Consider the following 19,615-nt stretch of genomic DNA (forward strand, 5'->3'; position numbering starts at 1 on the left):
AGGCCTTCCGGCCCTTCTCGCCGGTATCACTCGCTGACGTCAGTGCCGAAGTACTTTTCGGAGATCTCGGCGAGCGTGCCCTCCGCGCGGAGCTCGTCGAGGGCCGTGTTGATGGCGTCCACGAGTTCGGTGCTGCCCTTACGGACCGCGACGGCGCTCCGGGAGGACTCCTCCGTGGTCGCCGCGATCTTGATGCCCTCGTTGTCGTTGGTCTTCTGGTAGTCGAGGTAGGTCAGCTCGTCGTTGATGGTGGCGTCCACGCGACCCTGCTCGAGGAGCGTGATCGACTGCGCCCAGCCTTCGACCGCCTCGACGTTCGCGCCGCTCGCCTTCGCGAGCTCGTTCCAGTTGCTGGTCAGGGACTGCGCCGTCGTCTTGCCGGAGAGGTCCTCGAAGGAGGTGATGTCGGTGTTGTCCGCCGTCGTGACGATCACGCCCGAGCTGACGGTGTACGGCTCGGAGAAGTCGTAGGTGGCCTTGCGCTCGTCCGTGATGGAGACCTGGTTGGCGATCACGTCGAACCGGCCGGCCTCGAGGCCCGCGAAGATCGCGTCCCACTGCGTCTCCTCGAACTCCGCCTCGACGCCCATCTTCTCCGCGACGGCGGTGATGACCTCGACGTCGTACCCGGTGAGTTCGCCACTGCCGCCCTCGTGGAAGCTGAAGGGCTGGTAGGTGCCCTCGGTGCCCACCGTCAGGACGCCCGCGTCCTGGATCTCCTGCAGCGACGACGCCGCCGCGGACTCCCCGGATCCCCCGCTCCCGCCGGCCGGGGTCGACGAGGAGCAGCCCGCGAGCGCGAGGGTGAGGGCTGCGGCGGTGCCGAGGATGGACAGGCGGTGCTTCATGGGGGCTTCCTTCGGTTGCGTGGGGCGGATACGGCGGGTGGGGAAATAGAAGGGGCCGGGAACGGCTTGAACCCTACGTACCTCAGTTGCACCCGGCCGCGGCCGGAGTCGAACACTACTGAGGTGAACACCGGAACATCCACTTATTGTTCCGAAGTATTGCGGCGACGGTCCAGACACCGGGGATCGCAGCCGGAACTGGCATCCCCGGGAGGGACCGTTATGAGCATGGAAGGCGCGGCCTGGAGCTCGCTGTACAGGATTTCGACGGCGAAGGACGCGAAACACGGATTCTCCCGGGAGTCGGTACGCCGCATCCTGACCTTCGCCGTGCCGTACCGCTCGAAGCTGGTGCTGTTCATCCTCCTGTCCGTGGCCGGGGCCTTCCTCGCCGTCGCGACGCCGGTCCTGGCCGGCCAGGTGGTGGACGTGATCGTCGCCCGCGGCGAGGTGGGCACGGTCATCCGGCTCGCCGTCGTGATCGCGCTCGTGGCGGTCGCCGACGCCGCGGTGTCCCTCGTGACGCGCTGGTACTCGGCGCGCATCGGCGAGGGCGTGATCCTGGACCTGCGCACCGCGGTGTTCGACCACGTCCAGAAGATGCCGATCGCCTTCTTCACCCGCACCCGCACGGGTGCGCTGGTGAGCCGGCTCAACAACGACGTCATCGGCGCCCAGCAGGCGTTCAGCGGCACCCTCTCGGGGGTCGTCACGAACTCCGTGGCGCTGGTCCTCACGCTCGCGGTCATGCTGAGCACGTCCTGGCTCGTCACGGTGCTCGCCGTGGTCATGCTGCCCGTCTTCCTCGTGCCCGCGCGCCGCATGGGCAGCCGCCTCGCTGCCCTGCGCCGTGAGGCGGCCGACCACAACTCGGCCATGAGTACGCAGATGACCGAGCGTTTCTCGGCCCCCGGTGCCACGCTCGTGAAGCTCTTCGGCCGGCCCGACGAGGAGTCCGAGGAGTTCCGCGTCCGCGCCGCGCGCGTGCGGGACATCGGGGTACGCACCGCGATGCTGCAGTTCGTGTTCTTCACGGCCCTGATGCTCGTCTCCGCGCTCGCGCTGGCCCTCGTCTACGGGCTCGGAGGCTTCCTGGCGCTCGCAGGCCAGCTCGACACCGGCGAGGTGGTCACCCTCGCCCTCCTGCTGACGCGGCTCTATGCGCCGCTGACGAGCCTGGCGAACGCCCGCGTGGAGATCATGAGCGCCATCGTCAGCTTCGAACGCGTCTTCGAGGTGCTCGACCTCCAGCCGCTCATCCAGGAGAAGCCCGACGCCGGAAGCGTGCCTGCCGGCCCTGTCGCGGTGGAGTTCGACGACGTCCGCTTCGCCTACCCGTCGGCGGACAAGGTCTCCCTCGCCTCCCTGGAGGAGGTCTCGACGCTGGACACGCGGGGCGGCGAGGAGGTGCTGCACGGGGTGTCCTTCCGGATCGAGCCCGGGCAGACGGTGGCCCTCGTGGGTACCTCGGGTGCCGGGAAGTCCACCATCGCCCAGCTTCTGGCGCGCCTGTATGACGTCGACAGCGGTGCTGTGCGCCTGTCCGGTGCCGATGTACGGGACGTGACGTTCGCCTCGATGCGGCAGACCCTGGGGATGGTGACGCAGGACGGCCACCTGTTCCACGAGACGATCCTCTCCAACCTCCGGCTCGCCCGGCCGGACGCCACCGAGGACGAGGTGTGGGACGCCGTCCGGCGTGCCCGGCTGGAACCGCTCGTCCGGTCCCTCCCGGACCAGCTCGACACCATGGTGGGCGAACGCGGCTACCGGCTCTCCGGCGGTGAACGCCAGCGCATGACCATCGCGCGGCTCCTGCTGGCCCATCCGCGCGTGGTCATCCTCGACGAGGCGACAGCGGCGCTGGACTCGACCTCGGAAGCGGCCGTGCAGGCGGCACTGAGCGAGGCGCTCGAGGGCCGGACCGCCATGGTGATCGCGCACCGGCTCTCCACCATCCGCAGCGCGGACATGATCCTCGTGGTCGAGGACGGCCGGATCGTCGAACGCGGCTCGCACGAGGAGCTGCTGGCCCTCGGCGGCCGGTACGAGGAGCTGCACCGCACGCAGTTCGCGGTGCAGAAGAACGTGGCCGTGGACGAGGAGCCCGAGGCGCTCAGCGGCGTCTAGGGAATGCTGTCCCCGACCGCGACCAGGTGGGGGATCACGAAGTCGGTCAGCAGGGGAGCGAGGTCCTCCCGATCACCGGCCGCCCCGAGGTCGAGCCATGCGAGCTCCTCGATCTCCGCGGCCGGGAGCGGCTCTGCCGTCAGGGGACACCGGAAGACGGTGGCGACGAGGAGCGTGTCCGCCTCGTTGGCCGCCGGTCCCCGCCAGGTGCCCAGCAGCGTGAGGTCCTCCGGCGCGACGGCGAGGCCCAGTTCCTCGGACAGCTCCCGTGCTCCGGTCTCCGCCGGCGTCTCGCCGGGCTCCGGCTTGCCTCCGGGCTGCATGAACATGCTCGTGCCGCGTTTGCGTACGAGCAGCAGGTGCCCGCGGGCGTCCAGGAGGCACAGGGCGGTGACGGTGATGACCGGCGCCCCTGATGCCTCCCACATGCCGTCCAACCTACCCCGCACATGACGAGGGCGATGACGGGCGGAACCGCCCGTCATCGCCCTCGTCGTATGCCGTGTGCCCCTGGCCGGAATCGAACCGACGACCTTCCCTTTAGGAGAGGGACGCTCTATCCTACTGAGCTACAGAGGCCTGGATGGCGGGTTCACCGATCCGGCGGTCCCAGCTTACCCGGTTCCCGTGCCGGTTCCGTGCCCCGCCGACCCCCGCGGGTGCGCCGGCAGGAAGACCGACACCGCACCGGCCACCAGGCTCAGGGCGAGCAGCACCCAGCGCAGCACCGTCAGCGTCGATGCGAGCGACACAGCGGCAGGATCGGCGGTCGCGGAGGCCATCACGGTGTCGATCGCCACGTTCTCCCACAGGTCGACGACGACGAACAGGATCACGGGGGACCACAGGACCCAGCGCAGCCAGCGCCGTCCTGCGGTGAGCTGGACCAGCAGGAGCCAGGCGAACGCGAAGATCAGGGGGAAGAGCGTGCCCGCCGTACGGTGCAGGTAGCTCAGCTGCCCGCGGGCGTCGTCGTCCATCTCCTCCCCGAGGCGGTGGATGTAGCCGGCGTCGTACCCGCCGATCATCATGTCCGGCATCGTGAGGCCGCCCGAGAGCTGCGTCATCTGCCCCAGCGTGAGCAGGTGGAAGTACCAGAAGAGGAACAGGGATGCGACGGCGGCGGCGATGAGGATGAGCGACCCGTTGCTCTTCCTGCCCGGTACGCCCGGCACGACCGTCGTGGGCGGTACCGCCGACGGCGGCGCGGACATGCTGTGCTTGCGTGCGATCTGTGCGCGGGTCCTTGCCACTCCTCCAGTATGGGCGAGGCAGCCCCTCCTCCGCGCGACCGGGTGACTGTCGGGGGCACGGCCTAGACTTGGAGGACCATGGACATGCTCTTCGATCCCTACGTCTCCCCGCCCACGACCGCCGAGAAGAAGCGTGCGCGCGAGGCGGCGATGGCGACGACGGGTGATCCCGCGACGGAGCACGTGCCGTTACGGGTCGGCGTCGACGAGCACCGCGCGCAGGAGCTGCTGGCGGGCCTGAACCCCCAGCAGGAGGAGGCGGTGAAGCACGGCGGGACGCCCCTGCTGATCGTCGCGGGAGCCGGATCCGGCAAGACCCGCGTCCTGAGCCACCGCATCGCGTACCTGCTGGCCACAGGACGCTCGCACCCCGGGCAGATCCTGGCCATCACGTTCACCAACAAGGCCGCAGCCGAGATGCGAGAGCGCATCGAGGGCCTGATCGGCGACGTCGCGAAGCGCATGTGGATCTCCACGTTCCACTCCTCCTGTGTGAGGATCCTCCGCCGCGAGGCGGCGTCGGTAGGGCTGAACTCGAATTTCTCCATCTACGACTCGGCGGACACCCTTCGCCTGATCACGCTCGTGGCCAAGGGCCTGGACCTCGACCCGAAGAAGTTCGCCCCGAAGGCCATCCAGCACAAGATCTCCGCGCTCAAGAACGAACTGATCGACGAGGAGGCGTTCGCCTCCGACATCGACCCCTCCGATCCCTTCGAGCAGGCCGTCGCCGAGGTCTACTCGGGCTACGCCCAGCGCATGCGCCAGGCCAACGCCATGGACTTCGACGACCTGATCGCGCAGACGGTCTTCATGTTCCGGGCCTTCCCCGGCGTGGCGGACTACTACCGGCGGCGCTTCCGCCACGTCCTCGTGGACGAGTACCAGGACACCAACCACGCGCAGTACGCGCTGGTGCGGGAGATCGTGGGCGTGCCGGGGGAGTCCTCCGAGGACCCTGCGGAGCTGACCGTGGTGGGCGATTCGGACCAGTCCATCTACGCCTTCCGAGGCGCGGATGTGCGCAACATCGTCGAGTTCGAGAACGACTACCCGAGCGCCCGCACCATCCTGCTCGAGCAGAACTACCGCTCCACCCAGAACATCCTCAGCGCGGCCAACGCCGTGATCTCCCGCAACCCCGACCGACCCGAGAAGCGGCTGTGGACCGCCGAGGGCAGCGGCGAGAAGATCGTCGGCTACGTGGGCGAGAACGAGCACGAGGAGGCCCGCTTCATCGCGGAGGAGATCGACCGCCTCCAGGACGAGGAGGACATCCGTCCCGGCGACGTCGCCATCTTCTACCGCACCAACGCGCAGTCGCGGTCCATCGAGGAGATCCTGCTGCGCGTGGGACTGCCGTACAAGGTGGTGGGAGGTACGCGCTTCTACGAGCGCAAGGAGATCAAGGACGCGCTGGCCTACCTGCGCGTCCTGGTGAACCAGGACGACGTCGTCAACCTGCGCCGTGTCCTCAACGAGCCCAAGCGCGGCATCGGTGACCGCGCCGAGTACGCCATCGCCGCCCTGAGCGAGCGCGAGCGGGTCAGCTTCATGGAGGCGCTGCGGCGCGCCGACCAGGCGCCCGGCATGGCCACGCGCTCGGTCAACGCAGTGACGGGCTTCGTCAAGCTGATCGACGACCTCGCCGAGGTGGCGAGCGGCTCCGGTGCGTCGGCCGCCCTCGAGGCGGTGCTCGAGCAGACCGGCTACCTCGAGCAGCTTCGGACGAGCAACGATCCGCAGGACGAGTCCCGCGTCGAGAACCTGGCCGAACTCGTGGCCGTCGTCCGCGAGTTCGAGCGGGACAACCCCGAGGGCACACTGGGCGACTTTCTGGAGCAGGTGTCCCTCGTCGCGGACGCCGACCAGATCCCCGACGCCCCCGACGGCTCCGCCGCGGACGTCCAGCGCGCCGTCGAGGAGGCCCGCCGGCAGGGCGTGGTCACGCTCATGACGCTGCACACCGCCAAGGGCCTCGAGTTCCCCGTGGTGTTCCTCACCGGCATGGAGCAGGGCATCTTCCCGCATCAGCGTTCCGCGACCGACCCCAAGGAACTCGCCGAGGAGCGGCGCCTGGCCTACGTGGGCCTGACGCGCGCGCGGCAGCGGCTCTACGTCACGCGCTCCGAGGTGCGCAGCATGTGGGGCCAGAGCCAGTACAACCCGGCGAGCCAGTTCGTCAGCGAGATCCCCGAGGACCTCATCCTCTGGAAGCGCGAGGGGGCCGCGAAACCCGCCTGGACCACGGGCGGCAGCATCAGCGGGCCGAAGTTCAGCGGTTCCTACTGGGGTGCGAGCGGCGGCGGCTTCAACGGCGCCCCGGCATCGTCGAAGGCCGTGGGCCGCGTGCAGCCCCAGAAGGAAGTGGTCTCGGTGGCCGTCGGAGACCGCGTCAACCATGCGAGTTTCGGCAACGGCACCGTACTGTCCGTCGAGGGCGCCGGCGACAAGACCGTCGCCAAGGTCCGGTTCGACGTCGGCGAGAAGCGGCTGCTGCTGCGCTACGCACCGCTCACCAAGGTGGCCTGACCGCACTCGGACCGCAAGCGGGGGAAACGCAGGGGTACGGGACGGTCCCATTGCGCGCCTGCCGCTGCTCGAGCGGGGGCAGCCGTCGAGCCGCGGATGCCGGTGCGGTTCCGGCCGCGACGGCGTGGTCTGCGGCACCACCGGGGATGGCAGGGCCTCGTCGCCAACCGCGATGCCGTGACCGGATCCGGGTGAAAAGCCCCAACGAACGGCAGCCTCTTTTCTACTGACGATAGAACTGTGGCCTTACTCACTAAACCGGTACTCTGGGGAGGGCCTCGGGCCCGAGGGTCTACAGTTCCCTCTTGTAAACCTACTTCGACGCAGAAGGACTTCAACTCAGTGGACCTGTTCGAATATCAGGCGCGCGATCTGTTCGAGGCACACGGGGTTCCCGTGCTCGCCGGCATCGTGGCGCACACCCCGGAAGAAGCCAGAGCAGCGGCCGAGAAGATCGGCGGCGTCGTCGTCGTCAAGGCCCAGGTCAAGGTAGGCGGTCGCGGCAAGGCCGGCGGCGTCAAGGTCGCCAAGACCCCCGACGAGGCCTTCTCCTACGCCTCGGACATCCTCGGGATGGACATCAAGGGCCACACGGTCCACCAGGTGATGATCGCGCAGGGCGCCGACATCGCGGAGGAGTACTACTTCTCCGTCCTGCTCGACCGGTCCAACCGCAACTACCTGGCCATGTGCTCGGTGGAGGGCGGCATGGAGATCGAGCAGCTCGCCGTCGAACGCCCCGAGGCCCTGGCGCGCATCGCCGTGGACCCGGGCACCGGGATCGACCAGGCCAAGGCCGAGGAGATCGTCGACGCGGCAGGCTTCGCCCCCGAACTCCGGACCGGCGTCGTGAACACCATCCTCAAGCTGTGGGACGTCTTCGTGAAGGAGGACGCCACGCTCGTGGAGGTCAACCCGCTCGTGAAGACCGGCAGTGGCGACATCCTCGCCCTGGACGGCAAGGTCACCATCGACGAGAACGCCGAGTTCCGCCACGCGGACCACGCCGCACTCGAGGACAAGGACGCAGCCGATCCGCTCGAGGCCAAGGCCAAGGAGCACGACCTCAACTACGTCAAGCTCGACGGCGAGGTCGGCATCATCGGCAACGGTGCCGGACTGGTCATGTCCACCCTCGACGTCGTCGCGTACGCGGGTGAGGCGCACGGCAACGTGAAGCCCGCCAACTTCCTCGACATCGGCGGTGGGGCCTCCGCGGAGGTCATGGCCGCCGGCCTCGACGTCATCCTCGGCGACAGCCAGGTGAAGAGCGTGTTCGTGAACGTCTTCGGCGGCATCACCGCGTGCGACGCCGTCGCCAACGGCATCGTCAAGGCCCTCGAGATCCTCGGTGACGAGGCCAACAAGCCCCTCGTGGTGCGCCTGGACGGCAACAACGTCGAAGAGGGCCGCCGCATCCTCGCCGAGGCGAACCACCCGCTGGTCACCATCGCCGACACCATGGACGAAGGCGCCGACAAGGCCGCCGCGCTGGCCTACGGAAAGTAAGGGATCTCCCGCATGTCTATCTACCTCACCAAGGACTCCAAGGTCATCGTCCAGGGCATCACGGGCGGTGAGGGCACCAAGCACACCGCCCTCATGCTCAAGGCCGGCACCCAGGTGGTCGGCGGAGTCAACGCCCGCAAGGCCGGCACGACCGTCACCCACGGAGACGTCACACTCCCCGTCTACGGCACCGTCGAGGAAGCCATCAAGGAGACCGGCGCCGACGTGTCGATCGTCTTCGTCCCGCCGGCCTTCACCAAGGACGCCGTCGTCGAGGCCATCGAGGCCGGTATCGGTCTCGTGGTGGTCATCACCGAAGGCGTACCCGTGCAGGACTCGGCCGCGTTCTGGGCCCTCGCCCAGTCGAAGGTCGACGCCGAAGGCAAGCAGATCACCCGCATCATCGGGCCGAACTGCCCGGGCATCATCACGCCGGGCGAGGCGCTCGTGGGCATCACCCCGGCCAACATCACGGGCAAGGGCGGCGTGGGCCTCGTCTCGAAGTCGGGCACCCTGACCTACCAGATGATGTACGAGCTGCGCGACCTCGGCTTCTCCACCGCCATCGGCATCGGCGGGGACCCGGTCATCGGCACCACGCACATCGACGCCCTCGCGGCGTTCGAGGCGGACCCGGAGACCAAGGCCATCGTGATGATCGGTGAGATCGGCGGAGACGCCGAGGAGCGCGCCGCCGACTTCATCAAGGCGAACGTCACCAAGCCCGTCGTCGGCTACGTGGCGGGCTTCACGGCTCCCGAGGGCAAGACCATGGGCCACGCAGGCGCCATCGTCTCCGGCTCCGCGGGCACCGCGCAGGCCAAGAAGGAGGCCCTCGAGGCCGCGGGCGTCAAGGTCGGCAAGACGCCGTCCGAGACCGCCACGCTGCTCCGCGAGGTCTACGCCACGCTCTGATCCGCACTCCCGTGAACAGCCTCCTCCGCCTCCGCGGGGGAGGCTGTTCCGTTTCCCGGAACCCTGCAGGCCCGGACGATCGGGACGTGTCAACCCGTGCAGTGCCGTCGCCGTCCGGCGAGAGTCCCCGTGGTGGGACGTAGCGTGAGGAGAGTGCACCGGGCCTCTGCGGGCCGGCGATGCGGAACGGCGATGTGGACCGACTTTGCGGACCGGCTTTGCGGATGGATGAAGCGGACCGGCTCTGCGGACTAACGGGGCGGTAGGAATGAGACGACGATGAGCAGCGCGACGAGCCATGGGGCGGCGGAGGCGGATGCCGATGGTTCCCGGCAGCGCCGGTTCCTGCGGCGAGTCACCTGGGTGGCTACCCTCGGCGGTCTGCTGTTCGGCTTCGACACCGGGGTGATCAACGGCGCCCTGCCGTTCATGGTGGACGACCTGGGGCTCACGGCCGTCACGGAAGGACTCGTGGCGAGCTCACTCGTGTTCGGTGCGGCCTTCGGTGCGCTCGCAGGAGGCAGGCTGGCCGACGCCTACGGGCGCCGGAGGATGATCATCGTGCTCGCCGTCGTGTTCCTCGTTGGGACGCTCGGCACCGCCCTGGCTCCCGACGTTCCCGTCATGGTGACCTCGCGGCTCGTCCTCGGGCTGGCGGTCGGCGGTGCCTCCGTGATGGTGCCGATCCTCCTCGCGGAACTGTCCCCGGCTGCACGGCGCGGCCAGATGGTCACACGCAACGAGCTGATGATCGTGACGGGACAGCTGCTCGCCTTCAGCACCAGCGCCTTCCTCGGGAACGTGTTCGGTGACAGCCAGGGTGTGTGGCGCTGGATGCTCGTGCTGGCGACGCTGCCGGCCATCGGCCTGTGGATCGGCATGTACTTCGTGCCGGAGAGTCCCCGCTGGCTCGCGGGCCAGGGCGCCTTCGGGGTCGCGCTGCGCGTGCTGCAGCGGCTGCGCCCGGCGACGGTCGCCCGGCAGGAGTACGAGGAGATCAGGGCGATGGCCGCCGAGGACCGTGGACGCGAGAAGGTGGGCTTCCGCGACCTGCGCGAGCCCTGGCTCCGCCGCATCCTCGTGGTGGGCCTCGGCCTGGCCGTGATCCAGCAGATCACCGGCGTGAACTCGATCATGTACTACGGGACGCAGATCCTCGTGGTCGCCGGATTCGGGACGCAGGCCGCCCTGACCGCGAACATCGCCAACGGCGTCATCTCGGTGGCGGCCACGTTCGTCGGGATCTGGCTGCTGGGCAGGGTGGGGCGGCGTCCCATGCTGCTGGTGGGCCAGATCGGGACGACGTCGGCCCTGTTCGCGATCGGTCTGGTCTCCCTGGTGGTCCCGGAGGGAACGACCCGCGGGTTCCTCGTCCTGGCGCTGACGGTGACATTCCTGGCCTTCCAGCAGGGCGCCATCTCGCCCGTGACGTGGCTGATGCTCTCCGAGATCTTCCCGATGCGCCTGCGCGGACTCGGGATGGGCGCGGCGGTCTTCGTGCTGTGGATGGTCAACTTCGCCGTGAGCCTCGGCTTCCCGATCCTCATGGCCGCGATCACCATCTCCAACACGTTCTTCGTCTTCGTGGTCCTGGGCGTCGCGGCGATCGTGTTCGCGCGCCGCTACATCCCGGAGACCCGCGACAGGACGCTCGAGGAACTCGAGCGCGAGTTCAAGTCCGTGACGGGAACGCCCCGGCGGTAGGGCCGGGCGCCGCGCTGCTTGTAAGGTGACCACAGGGGAACAACCACTTGCGTCAGGCAACCTTCTAGGAGATCACATGCGCGCCACCATCATCCACGGGCCCGGCGACATCCGCGTCGAGGACCGTGACTACCCCAGCATCATCCGCCCTACCGACGCCGTCGTCCGCGTCACGGCCTCGTGCGTCTGCGGTTCGGACCTCTGGCCCTACCGCGGGGTCCGCCCCACCAAGGAGCCCAAGGCCATCGGACACGAGTTCGTGGGCGTCGTGGAGTCCGTCGGCGACGACGTCACCGGCCTGGTGGTGGGCGACTTCGTCATCGCGCCCTTCGTGGACAGCTGCGGGAAGTGCCCGCAGTGCCTCAACGGCGTCACGGTCGCGTGCGACCACCTCGCGGGCTGGGGCAGCACCGACGAACACGGCGACTTCCTCCAGGGCGGGCAGGGCGAAGCGGTTCGCGTCCCGCAGGCCGACGGCACGCTGCGCAAGGTCGAGGGTGTCTCGGAGCCCGACGCAGCACTGACCGCGAGTCTGCTCACACTCTCCGACGTCATGTCCACCGGCCACCACGCCGCCGTGTCCGCGAACGTCGGCCCGGGCAGCACCGTGGTCGTCGTGGGCGACGGCGCCGTGGGCCTGTGCGGCGTCCTCGCCGCCAAGCGCCTCGGCGCGACACGCATCATCGCGATGTCCCGCCACGAGGACCGCCAGGCGCTCGCCCGGGAGTTCGGGGCCACCGACATCGTGGCCGAGCGCGGCGACGAGGGCGTGGCGAAGGTCCGCGAGCTGCTCGGCGGCGTCCTCGCCGACTCCGTCCTGGAGTGCGTGGGTACCAAGGAGTCCATGGACCAGGCCCTCCGCAGCACGCGCCCCGGCGGCCACCTCGGCTTCGTCGGCGTGCCCGCGGGCGGTCCGGAGCTGCCGATCGGCGTCCTGTTCGCCAAGAACATCACGGTGGGCGGGGGCATGGCCCCGGCGCACACCTACATCCCGGAGCTGCTCAGGGACGTGCTCGACGGGACCATCAACCCGGGCCGGGTGTTCGACGTGGAGATGCCCCTCGAGGACGCCGCCGAGGCCTACAGGGCGATGGACGAGCGACGTGCCATCAAGGTGCTGCTCAAGCCCTGATCGATGCAGCACGGCCGAGGGGCCCTTCCGCACGGAGGGGCCCCTCGTCGTCGGACCGGACCGACGCGACCGGGCACAATGAGGGCATGACACCACCTGCTGACGACTCCTACCTCATCTCGCGCGAGCGGCTCATCCACGCCCCCGCCGAGCACATCTTCGAGGTCCTCGCGACCCCCGCCCTCCACAGTGTGATTGACGGCTCCGGGACGGTGCGCGGCGAGCAGCCCAACGGCCCGGCACGCCTGTCGCAGGGCGCGAGGTTCGGCATGGACATGAGGATCGGCGCACCCTACAAGATCCTCAACCGCGTGGTGGAGTTCGAGGAGGGCCGCCGCATCGCCTGGCGCCACTTCTCGGCGCACGTCTGGCGCTACACGCTCGAACCCCGCGGCGAATCCACCCTGGTGCGCGAGGAGTGGGACGGCCGGGCCGTGCCGTGGCGGATCGTGTTCCGGCTCACGGGCTTCACGCGCCGCCACCCGGCGAGCATCGAGGCGACGCTCGGCAAGCTCGAGGACTACGTGCTGCAGCACCGCGACGCCGCCTAGGCGTCCGCGCGCTCGACCTCGGAGCGGGACGAGGCGACCGTCACGGGACGCACACCGCTTCGGTTCCCGTGGGGACCGTTCGCGCAGGACGCACATGGCCACATCGCTGTAGGCGGAGGCGAGGCCCGGTCAGCCCAGCGAGGTGCCGAAGAGCAGGCCGAGCAGGTAGGTGGCCGCCGCGGCGCCGAGCCCGATGCCGAGCTGGCGCAGCGCGAGGCGCAACGGTGACGCACCGGAGAGCAGCGCCACCACGGCGCCGGTGGCGAGCAGGGCCAGTCCCACGAGCACGCAGGCGACGACGACGGCAGTGATCCCGCTGAGTCCCGCCAGGTACGGCAGCACGGGCACGATGGCGCCGGAGGCGAAGAAGCAGAAGCTCGAGGCTGCGGCCCCCAGCCCGGTGCCGACGGCCTCGTGCTCGTCGACGTCGTCGTCCTTCTCGGGCTGGAGGGAGAAGCTCGGGTCGCAGTCGCAGCCGTAGAGGCCCAACCGTTCCGCCGCCCGGTGCTCGGCGGCAGCGGGCGTCATGCCGCGCGCCCGGTAGACGAGCACGAGCTCGTTGGCGTCGATGTCGAGTTCCTTCGCCGCTTCGAGGGTGATCTGCGTGGGGCGCGTGGCCGAGAGGAGTTCGCGCTGGGACCGGACCGAGACGTACTCGCCGGCACCCATGGAGAGGGCTCCCGCGAGCAGCCCGGCCAGACCGCTGAAGAGGATGAACGCGGTCGGTACGCCCGTGGCACCGATGCCCATGACCAGGGCCAGGTTGCTGACCAGGCCGTCGTTCGCGCCGAACACGGCCGCCCTGAAGTTGCCGGAGAGCCGGTTGCGGCCGCGGGTGGCGAGTCCGCGCACCACTTCCTCGTGGATCTGCTCGTCGGCCACCATCGCGCTCGTGGCGGACGGGTCCGATCCGTAGGGGGAGCGGCCCTCGGCGCGCTGGGCGAGGGCCAGGACGAAGACCGATCCGAAGCGCCGTGCGAGCAGGCCGAGGATCCGGTTGCGGACGGAGGGCTGCAGGGGGCGCCCGACGTCGTCACCGAGGAGCGCGAGCCAGTGTGCCTCGTGGCGCCCCTCGGCCTCGGCGAGGCCGAGGAGGATCTCCCGCTCCTCGCCGCTCCTGCGGCGCGCGAGGTCACGGTAGGTGGCGGCTTCCGCGCGTTCGTCGGCGAGGTACTGGCGCCAGCGCCGGACGTCGTCGCGGGAGGGGGACTGCTCGGGGGATGTCACGGGATGCTCCGGTGGCTCGGGTGCGTGCACCCCGTCCGAAGCGGGGGGGCTCCGGCCGGGTGCACGGGTGCAGGGATCGGCCGAAGGTCTCGCTCGCCGGTTCCACCGGTGGACTGCCGGGCGCCGTCAGCGCCAGTATGTCGACAGGCCGCGCATCCAGCGGACGCGGAGCTACTCCCCTTCGACCCACCAGTCTACCGGAACACCCCGCCGGGCCGGGCGGGGACAGGATGAAGGCGTCCGGGTACCGGTCACCGGACAACGCGCGATACAGTCGGACGGATAACAGAAAGCAGGCTTATGGATCTGGCAGCCCGACCCTGGGTGGAGAGTTACGCCCCCGGCGTGCCCCGATCGTTCGACGTGCCCGAGGGCACCCTGTCGGACCTCCTCGACGCATCGGTCCGCACCTACCGCAGGGCGACGGCCCTCGAGTTCTTCGGGGCCCCGACGACGTACGGGGACCTGGGCGACGCCGTCGACCGCGCCGCTGCCGGCCTCCGGTCGCTCGGGGTGACCGCCGGCAGCCGCGTGGCCCTGGTCCTGCCGAACTGCCCGCAGCACATCATCGCCTTCTACGCCGTCCTGCGGCTCGGGGCGATCGTCGTCGAGCACAACCCGCTCTACACCGACCGCGAGCTGCGCCACCAGTTCGAGGACCACGGGGCCACGGTCGCGATCGTCTGGGACCGCGTGGCCCCGCGCGTGCAGAGCCTGCCGGCCGACATCCCGGTCACCGCGGTGGTGGCGGTTGACCTGGTCGCCGCGATGCCGGCGTCGCGCCGGCTCGCCCTGAAGCTCCCGGTCCGCCGGGCGCGCGAGGCACGGGAAGCACTCACGACGACGGAGAAGCTCACCGGCCCCCGCAGGCTCGTGGCGTGGCGCGACCTGCTCCGCCACCGGCCGCTGCCCTCCGGGCACCCCCGCCCGACCGCCGGGGACACTGCCGTCCTGCAGTACACCAGCGGGACCACCGGCACCCCGAAGGGGGCCATCCTCACGCACCGGAACCTGCTCGCGAACGCGGCCCAGGGACGCGCGTGGGTGCCGGGCCTCGAAGCCGGGCGTGAGACGGTCTACGCCGTCCTGCCCATGTTCCACGCCTACGGCCTGACGCTGTGCCTGACCTTCGCGATGAGCATCGGCGCGAAGCTCGTCCTCTTCCCCCGCTTCGACGTCGGGCTCGTGCTCGACGCGGCGGTCAAGAGCCCGCCCACCTTCCTGCCCGCGGTCCCGCCCATCTACGAGCGGCTCGCGGCCGGAGCGGCCGAGCGCGGCGCGGACCTGCGCAGCATCCGGTTCGCGATCTCGGGCGCGATGAACCTTCCTCCGTCGACGGTCGAGACCTGGGAGGCGGCCACGGGCGGCTACCTCATCGAGGGCTACGGGCTGACGGAGACCTCCCCGGTCGCGGCGGGCAACCCGATCGGCCCCACGCGGCGCCCCGGGACGGTCGGGGTGCCGTTCCCCGGCACGGACGTCCGGATCGTCGACCCGGAGGACCCCACCCGGGATCGCCCACCGGGCGAGGCGGGGGAGTTGCTCATCCGCGGGCCCCAGGTGTTCCAGGGCTACTGGCGCCGCCCCGACGAGACGCGCGCCGCGCTGCTCGACGGCGGCTGGTTCCGCACCGGGGACATCGTCAGCATGGACACCCAGGGCTTCCTGACGATCGTCGACCGCATCAAGGAGCTCATCATCACCGGTGGCTTCAACGTGGCGCCCTCCGAGGTGGAGGACGCCCTGACGGCGCATCCCGGCGTCGTCGACGCGGCCGTGGTCGGACTCCCGCGGGCAGCAGGTGGCGAGGACGTCGCCGCCGTCGTCGTGCTGGCCGACGGCGCGACGCTCGACGTCGACTCCCTGCGCTCCCACTGCCGCGACGCGCTCGCGGCCTACAAGGTCCCACGCACCATCGTGCAGGCGGAGGATCTGCCCCGATCCCTGATCGGCAAAATCCTCCGGCGCGAGGTACGCACGCAACTACTCAACGAGGGCTCTCGGGCCGAAGGAACAGGTGACAGTCGATGACCCACTCCCCAGCAGTGCGGGCGGGAGCGCCGGCCCCGAAGGGGCCGTGGCGCGACAGCCTCGGTAATGCCAGCATCCGCTCGGCGCAGGTCCTCATCGTCCTGGTGCTGGCGGTGGTGGCCGTCTACGCGCTGATCCAGGTGCGGCTCGTGGTGATCCCGATGCTCCTGGCGCTCATCCTGGCGGCCGCGATCGGACCGTTCGTGCTCTGGCTGCGGCGGAAGGGCTGGAGTCCCTCGCTCGCCACGGGCGTGTCCTTCCTGCTGCTCCTGGTCCTCTTCGGCGGGCTCATCACGGGCATCGTGTTCGCAGTCATCGGACAGGCGGATGAGCTGGCAGCCAGTGCGACCGAGGGCTTCGACCAGCTGTACGCGTTCGCCCAGAACGGTCCCATCCCCATCGACGACGCGCAGATCCAGCAGGCCCGGGACGCGGCGGTCGACTTCGCGACCAGCAGTACCGCCGGCGCAGGTGCCATCTCCGGGCTCAGCGCGGCCGGCAACTTCATCGCCGGGGCCCTGCTCATGGTGGTCATCCTCTTCTTCTTCCTGAAGGACGGCGAGAAGATCTGGGCGTTCATGCTCCGCGCGTTCAAGGGCAAGCGCCTCGTGAAGGCCCGCCGGGTCGGCTACAGCAGCATGGCCGTCCTCGGTGGTTACGTGCGCGGTACGGCCATCGTGGCCCTCGTCGACTCCGTGTTCATCGGCATCGCGCTCGTGGTCCTCGGAGTGCCGCTCGCGTTGCCCCTGGCCGCGATCGTGTTCGTCGGCGCCTTCATCCCGCTGGTCGGTGCGACGCTGGCCGGTGTTCTCGCGGCCCTGATCGCGCTCGTGGCCAACGGCCCGTTCGTGGCGCTGATGGTCATCATCGTGGTGATCGTGGTGAACCAGCTCGAGGGCAACTTCCTGCAGCCCGTGGTCATGGGCCGTACCCTGCAGGTGCACGCGCTCGTCATCCTGCTCGCCCTGACCGCCGGCACCATCCTCGCCGGCATCATCGGCGCCATCCTCTCCGTCCCCGTGGCGGCCGTCGGGTGGGCCGCCATCAAGGCCTGGAACCAGGAGAAGGACGAAGAGATCACCGAGGCCGAGATCGACAAGGCCGAGGTGCTGACGGCACTCGACGAGACCGGGCACGGCCTGAGCTCCACCCCCAAGGAGGAGCAGGCCGCCAAGGTCGAGCAGGCTCTCTCGGCATCGGACGAGGCGGAGGACCGCCCCGGCACACAGAACCGCAGGATCGACGGGCACGACGACGACGACCGCGCCGCCGATACCTTCGACGGTGCCCGTACCCTCGACGATTCCCGCACGCGCGGCACCACGGGCCGTTCCGGAGGATCGTCACCCGCCTGACGGAAGCCGCATTGCGGTCCGTGCAGTGGTCGGCGGACCTGCGCCGCCGGCTGTGGTCGGCCCAGGAATGCAGGAGGGCTCCCGGCACTTGCCGGGAGCCCTCCTGCATTCCTGCGTTCAAGGGTTCATGGCTCCGTGAGTCCGTGAGTCCGTGAGTCCGTGAGTCCGTGAGTCCGCGCTCAGCGTGCGGCGTCGACGGGGACGTCGTCGGGGACCTCCCCTGCCACCCGCCGGTCCCAGGCCGCCATCACCCGGGAGTCCGTGGGCCGGGTGGCGAGCGAGACCACGACGTAGACGAACGCGGACACCGCGAGACCGTAGTAGATCGGCTCATTGGCGTAGATGCCGTCGTACCGGGCCTCCGCCGTGACCTCGAGGTAGGTCATGACGCCGAGGGTCACGAGGGTGCCGGCCGCCATGGACGCCCCGGCCCCAATGCCGTTGCCCCGGCGCCAGACGAGGCCGCCGAGGATCGCCACGAGGAGGCCGCCCACCAGGATGTCGTAGGCGATGGTCAGGGCCGCCACGACGTCCTGCACGATCACGGCGAGCGCGATCGTGACGACTCCGAGGCCGAGGACCCACCAGCGGCTCGAGGAGACGTCGTGCTCGGACGTGGCACGCTCCGTGCCTCCCTTGCCGCCCGTGCCACGCCCGCCGAACCAGCCGGCCACGAAGGGCACCACGTCGGTCCGTGCCACCGTGGCGGCGGCGATCAGGGCACCCGACGCCGTGGACATCATGGCCGCGACGGCCGCGGCGAGGACGAGCCCGCCGATGCCGACCGGCAGCACGTTGAGGGCCACGTCGGCGTAGACGTCGTCCCTGGACTCGATGGCGGGCAGGATCACGCTGGCGCTCATGCCGATGATGGCGCCGGCCACCCCGTAGAGGATGCAGTAGATCCCGGCCGCCGAACCGCCCCAGCGCGCGATCTCCGGCGTGCGCGAGGTGAAGACGCGCTGCCAGATGTCCTGGCCGATGAGCAGCCCGAGCGTGTAGACCACGAAGTAGGTGATGATGCTCTGCGCGCCGATGCCGGTGATGCTGAAGAACTCGTCCCCCGCGCGCTCGGCGATACCGGCGAATCCGCCCGCCGCCGCCAGGGAGAAGGGCAGCATGAGGGCGAAGACGCCGATGGTCTTGATGATGAACTGGGCCATGTCCGCCAGGGTGATCGACCACATCCCGCCGATCGTCGAGTAGACCAGGACGATCGCCCCGCCGACGAAAATGGACAGTGCGCGGTCCCAACCGAAGAGGACCACGAAGATCGTGGCGTAGGCGCCCGTGGACGTGGCGCAGAGCATGAGGGTGTAGGCGAGCATGACGATGCCCGAGACGCGCGTGGCGCGGTGCCCGTAGCGCAGGGTGAGCATCTGCGAGACGGTGTAGATCTTCAGCCTCTGGATGGTGGGGGCGAACAGCAGGCTGAGCAGCAGGACGCCGGTCCCGATGGCCACCACGAGCCACATGCCGGAGATGCCGTACTGGTAGCCGAGGCCCACCCCGCCCACCGTGGAGGCTCCGCCGAGGACGACGGCGGCCATGGTGCCCGTGTAGAGCAGGGGCCCGAGGCGCCGCCCCGCCACGAGGTAGTCGCTGGCGTTGCGGGTGCGCGACTTGCCCCACCAGCCGAAGCCCAGCATGGCGACGAGGTAGGCCACCACGATGGCGATATTGAGTGCCTGCATGGACGAGTCCTTCAGTCGGTGTCCTTGGGATGCCCTAGGGGCAACTATTGTTGCCCCGTAAGCTACTCGTGACGCGGCTCACGCGTCAACCGGGTCGGCCCCTGTTACAGCGGGAGCGCTGTAGGCTTCCCGGAGCGTCGAAGGAGAGGACACGCATGAAGGCCCTGCCCGTCGAACCCACCAATGCTCCTGTTGCCATCGGGTCGCGGATCCGCGCCGCGCGGCAGGCCCAGCGCATGACGATCGAGCAGGTCGCCGAGTCGACCGGCCTGACGAAGGGCTTCCTCAGCAGGGTGGAGCGCGACCTCACATCGCCGTCCGTCGCCTCGCTCGTGACGCTGTGCCAGGTGCTGTCCATCTCGATCGGCGACCTCTTCCAGGTGCCCGAGACGCACCTGACGCGTGCGGCGGAAGCCCCGCGCATCAGCCTGGGCGGCCAGGGCATCAACGAGCGCCTCATGACGGCCCGCTCCGAGCGGCGGCTCCAGATGATCCGCGCCGTCGTGGAGCCCTACGGCCGGGGCGAGGACGAGCTCTACTCGGTGGACTGCGAGGTGGAGACCCTGCACGTCGTCGAGGGTCGGTTCGTGCTGATCTTCCCGAACAGCAGGTACGAGCTCGACGCGGGGGACACCGTGACCTTCCCGGGCCGGGAACCCCATACCTGGCTCAACCCCGACGACCGCGAGGCCGTGGTGCTGTGGACGCTCGTGCCGGCGGCGTCGGGATAGACC

At 69.8% G+C, this 19,615-nt stretch carries 15 protein-coding genes and 1 tRNA gene; 10 read left to right on the plus strand and 6 right to left on the minus strand.

The features are described 5' to 3' along the window. Positions 1 to 26 precede the first annotated feature (26 nt). Positions 27 to 848 carry an amino acid ABC transporter substrate-binding protein gene (locus ACX80N_RS08915; protein WP_459339082.1) on the minus strand — a complete coding sequence of 274 codons (822 nt, stop codon included), beginning with the start codon at positions 846 to 848 and terminating at the stop codon, positions 27 to 29. 222 nt (positions 849 to 1,070) lie between these two features. Here ACX80N_RS08915 and ACX80N_RS08920 point away from each other — a divergent pair, with 222 nt between their 5' ends. Then, positions 1,071 to 2,978 (plus strand): ABC transporter ATP-binding protein, encoded by a 1,908-nt coding sequence (locus ACX80N_RS08920; protein WP_459339083.1) that lies wholly within the window; start codon positions 1,071 to 1,073, stop codon positions 2,976 to 2,978. Here ACX80N_RS08920 and ACX80N_RS08925 read toward each other — a convergent pair. The 3 genes from ACX80N_RS08925 to ACX80N_RS08935 all read right to left on the minus strand — a co-directional run bounded on the left by ACX80N_RS08925 (position 2,975) and on the right by ACX80N_RS08935 (position 4,231). Next, a complete protein-coding gene (locus ACX80N_RS08925) occupies positions 2,975 to 3,406 on the minus strand; it encodes an NUDIX hydrolase (protein ID WP_459339084.1) in 432 nt (143 codons plus the stop codon). The genes ACX80N_RS08920 and ACX80N_RS08925 overlap by 4 nt on opposite strands. A 77-nt stretch (positions 3,407 to 3,483) precedes the next feature. Beyond that, positions 3,484 to 3,557, minus strand: a tRNA-Arg gene (locus tag ACX80N_RS08930). Between the two features lie 35 nt (positions 3,558 to 3,592). Next, positions 3,593 to 4,231, minus strand: coding sequence for a hypothetical protein (locus ACX80N_RS08935; RefSeq protein ID WP_459339085.1), 639 nt, complete (start codon positions 4,229 to 4,231; stop codon positions 3,593 to 3,595). A gap of 78 nt (positions 4,232 to 4,309) precedes the next feature. Between ACX80N_RS08935 and pcrA the strand changes: the two genes are divergently transcribed. The 6 genes from pcrA (at position 4,310) to ACX80N_RS08965 (ending at position 12,574) form a co-directional block, all read left to right on the plus strand. Beyond that, positions 4,310 to 6,763 (plus strand): DNA helicase PcrA, encoded by a 2,454-nt coding sequence (gene pcrA, locus ACX80N_RS08940; protein ID WP_459339086.1) that lies wholly within the window; start codon positions 4,310 to 4,312, stop codon positions 6,761 to 6,763. A gap of 342 nt (positions 6,764 to 7,105) precedes the next feature. Then, entirely contained in the window at positions 7,106 to 8,272 is a 1,167-nt protein-coding gene (gene sucC, locus ACX80N_RS08945; protein ID WP_105031225.1) for an ADP-forming succinate--CoA ligase subunit beta, read from the plus strand. 12 nt (positions 8,273 to 8,284) lie between these two features. Continuing rightward, on the plus strand, positions 8,285 to 9,187 hold the full coding sequence (gene sucD / locus ACX80N_RS08950; RefSeq protein WP_459339087.1) for a succinate--CoA ligase subunit alpha: 903 nt from the start codon (positions 8,285 to 8,287) through the stop codon (positions 9,185 to 9,187). A gap of 279 nt (positions 9,188 to 9,466) precedes the next feature. After that, positions 9,467 to 10,891, plus strand: coding sequence for a sugar porter family MFS transporter (locus tag ACX80N_RS08955; protein WP_459339088.1), 1,425 nt, complete (start codon positions 9,467 to 9,469; stop codon positions 10,889 to 10,891). Positions 10,892 to 10,967: 76 nt separating this feature from the next. Continuing rightward, positions 10,968 to 12,023 carry a zinc-dependent alcohol dehydrogenase family protein gene (locus ACX80N_RS08960; protein WP_459339089.1) on the plus strand — a complete coding sequence of 352 codons (1,056 nt, stop codon included), beginning with the start codon at positions 10,968 to 10,970 and terminating at the stop codon, positions 12,021 to 12,023. Positions 12,024 to 12,109: 86 nt separating this feature from the next. Continuing rightward, a complete protein-coding gene (locus ACX80N_RS08965) occupies positions 12,110 to 12,574 on the plus strand; it encodes an SRPBCC family protein (RefSeq protein WP_459339090.1) in 465 nt (154 codons plus the stop codon). A gap of 129 nt (positions 12,575 to 12,703) precedes the next feature. Here the strand turns inward: ACX80N_RS08965 and ACX80N_RS08970 are convergent, their stop codons facing one another. Continuing rightward, positions 12,704 to 13,831, minus strand: coding sequence for a VIT1/CCC1 transporter family protein (locus ACX80N_RS08970; RefSeq protein WP_459339091.1), 1,128 nt, complete (start codon positions 13,829 to 13,831; stop codon positions 12,704 to 12,706). Between the two features lie 270 nt (positions 13,832 to 14,101). On the opposite strand from ACX80N_RS08970, the gene ACX80N_RS08975 reads away from it, so the two are divergent. Both ACX80N_RS08975 and ACX80N_RS08980 read left to right on the plus strand, forming a co-directional pair. Continuing rightward, complete coding sequence (locus ACX80N_RS08975; RefSeq protein ID WP_459339092.1) at positions 14,102 to 15,832, plus strand: long-chain-fatty-acid--CoA ligase; 1,731 nt, start codon at positions 14,102 to 14,104, stop codon at positions 15,830 to 15,832. Further along, positions 15,829 to 17,187: an AI-2E family transporter gene (locus ACX80N_RS08980; protein WP_105031219.1), complete on the plus strand. Its 1,359-nt coding sequence runs from the start codon at positions 15,829 to 15,831 to the stop codon at positions 17,185 to 17,187. The genes ACX80N_RS08975 and ACX80N_RS08980 overlap by 4 nt, the downstream gene beginning before the upstream one ends. A 179-nt stretch (positions 17,188 to 17,366) precedes the next feature. Here ACX80N_RS08980 and ACX80N_RS08985 read toward each other — a convergent pair whose 3' ends face one another. Then, a complete protein-coding gene (locus ACX80N_RS08985) occupies positions 17,367 to 18,881 on the minus strand; it encodes a sodium:solute symporter family protein (RefSeq protein ID WP_459339093.1) in 1,515 nt (504 codons plus the stop codon). Between the two features lie 155 nt (positions 18,882 to 19,036). On the opposite strand from ACX80N_RS08985, the gene ACX80N_RS08990 reads away from it, so the two are divergent. Continuing rightward, positions 19,037 to 19,612, plus strand: coding sequence for a helix-turn-helix domain-containing protein (locus ACX80N_RS08990; protein ID WP_459339094.1), 576 nt, complete (start codon positions 19,037 to 19,039; stop codon positions 19,610 to 19,612). The last annotated feature ends 3 nt before the right edge of the window (positions 19,613 to 19,615 follow it).

It is taken from the genome of Arthrobacter sp. MDT2-16, assembly GCF_054510925.1.

Coding starts and splice junctions, on each gene's coding strand:
- sucD (WP_459339087.1), top strand. CDS start 8,285: ATGTCTATCTACCTCACCAAGGACTCCAAGGTCATCGTCCAGGGCATC.
- ACX80N_RS08960 (WP_459339089.1), top strand. CDS start 10,968: ATGCGCGCCACCATCATCCACGGGCCCGGCGACATCCGCGTCGAGGAC.
- ACX80N_RS08980 (WP_105031219.1), top strand. CDS start 15,829: ATGACCCACTCCCCAGCAGTGCGGGCGGGAGCGCCGGCCCCGAAGGGG.
- ACX80N_RS08915 (WP_459339082.1), bottom strand. CDS start 848: ATGAAGCACCGCCTGTCCATCCTCGGCACCGCCGCAGCCCTCACCCTC.
- ACX80N_RS08990 (WP_459339094.1), top strand. CDS start 19,037: ATGAAGGCCCTGCCCGTCGAACCCACCAATGCTCCTGTTGCCATCGGG.
- ACX80N_RS08965 (WP_459339090.1), top strand. CDS start 12,110: ATGACACCACCTGCTGACGACTCCTACCTCATCTCGCGCGAGCGGCTC.
- pcrA (WP_459339086.1), top strand. CDS start 4,310: ATGGACATGCTCTTCGATCCCTACGTCTCCCCGCCCACGACCGCCGAG.
- ACX80N_RS08955 (WP_459339088.1), top strand. CDS start 9,467: ATGAGCAGCGCGACGAGCCATGGGGCGGCGGAGGCGGATGCCGATGGT.
- ACX80N_RS08920 (WP_459339083.1), top strand. CDS start 1,071: ATGAGCATGGAAGGCGCGGCCTGGAGCTCGCTGTACAGGATTTCGACG.
- ACX80N_RS08925 (WP_459339084.1), bottom strand. CDS start 3,406: ATGTGGGAGGCATCAGGGGCGCCGGTCATCACCGTCACCGCCCTGTGC.
- ACX80N_RS08975 (WP_459339092.1), top strand. CDS start 14,102: ATGGATCTGGCAGCCCGACCCTGGGTGGAGAGTTACGCCCCCGGCGTG.
- ACX80N_RS08985 (WP_459339093.1), bottom strand. CDS start 18,881: ATGCAGGCACTCAATATCGCCATCGTGGTGGCCTACCTCGTCGCCATG.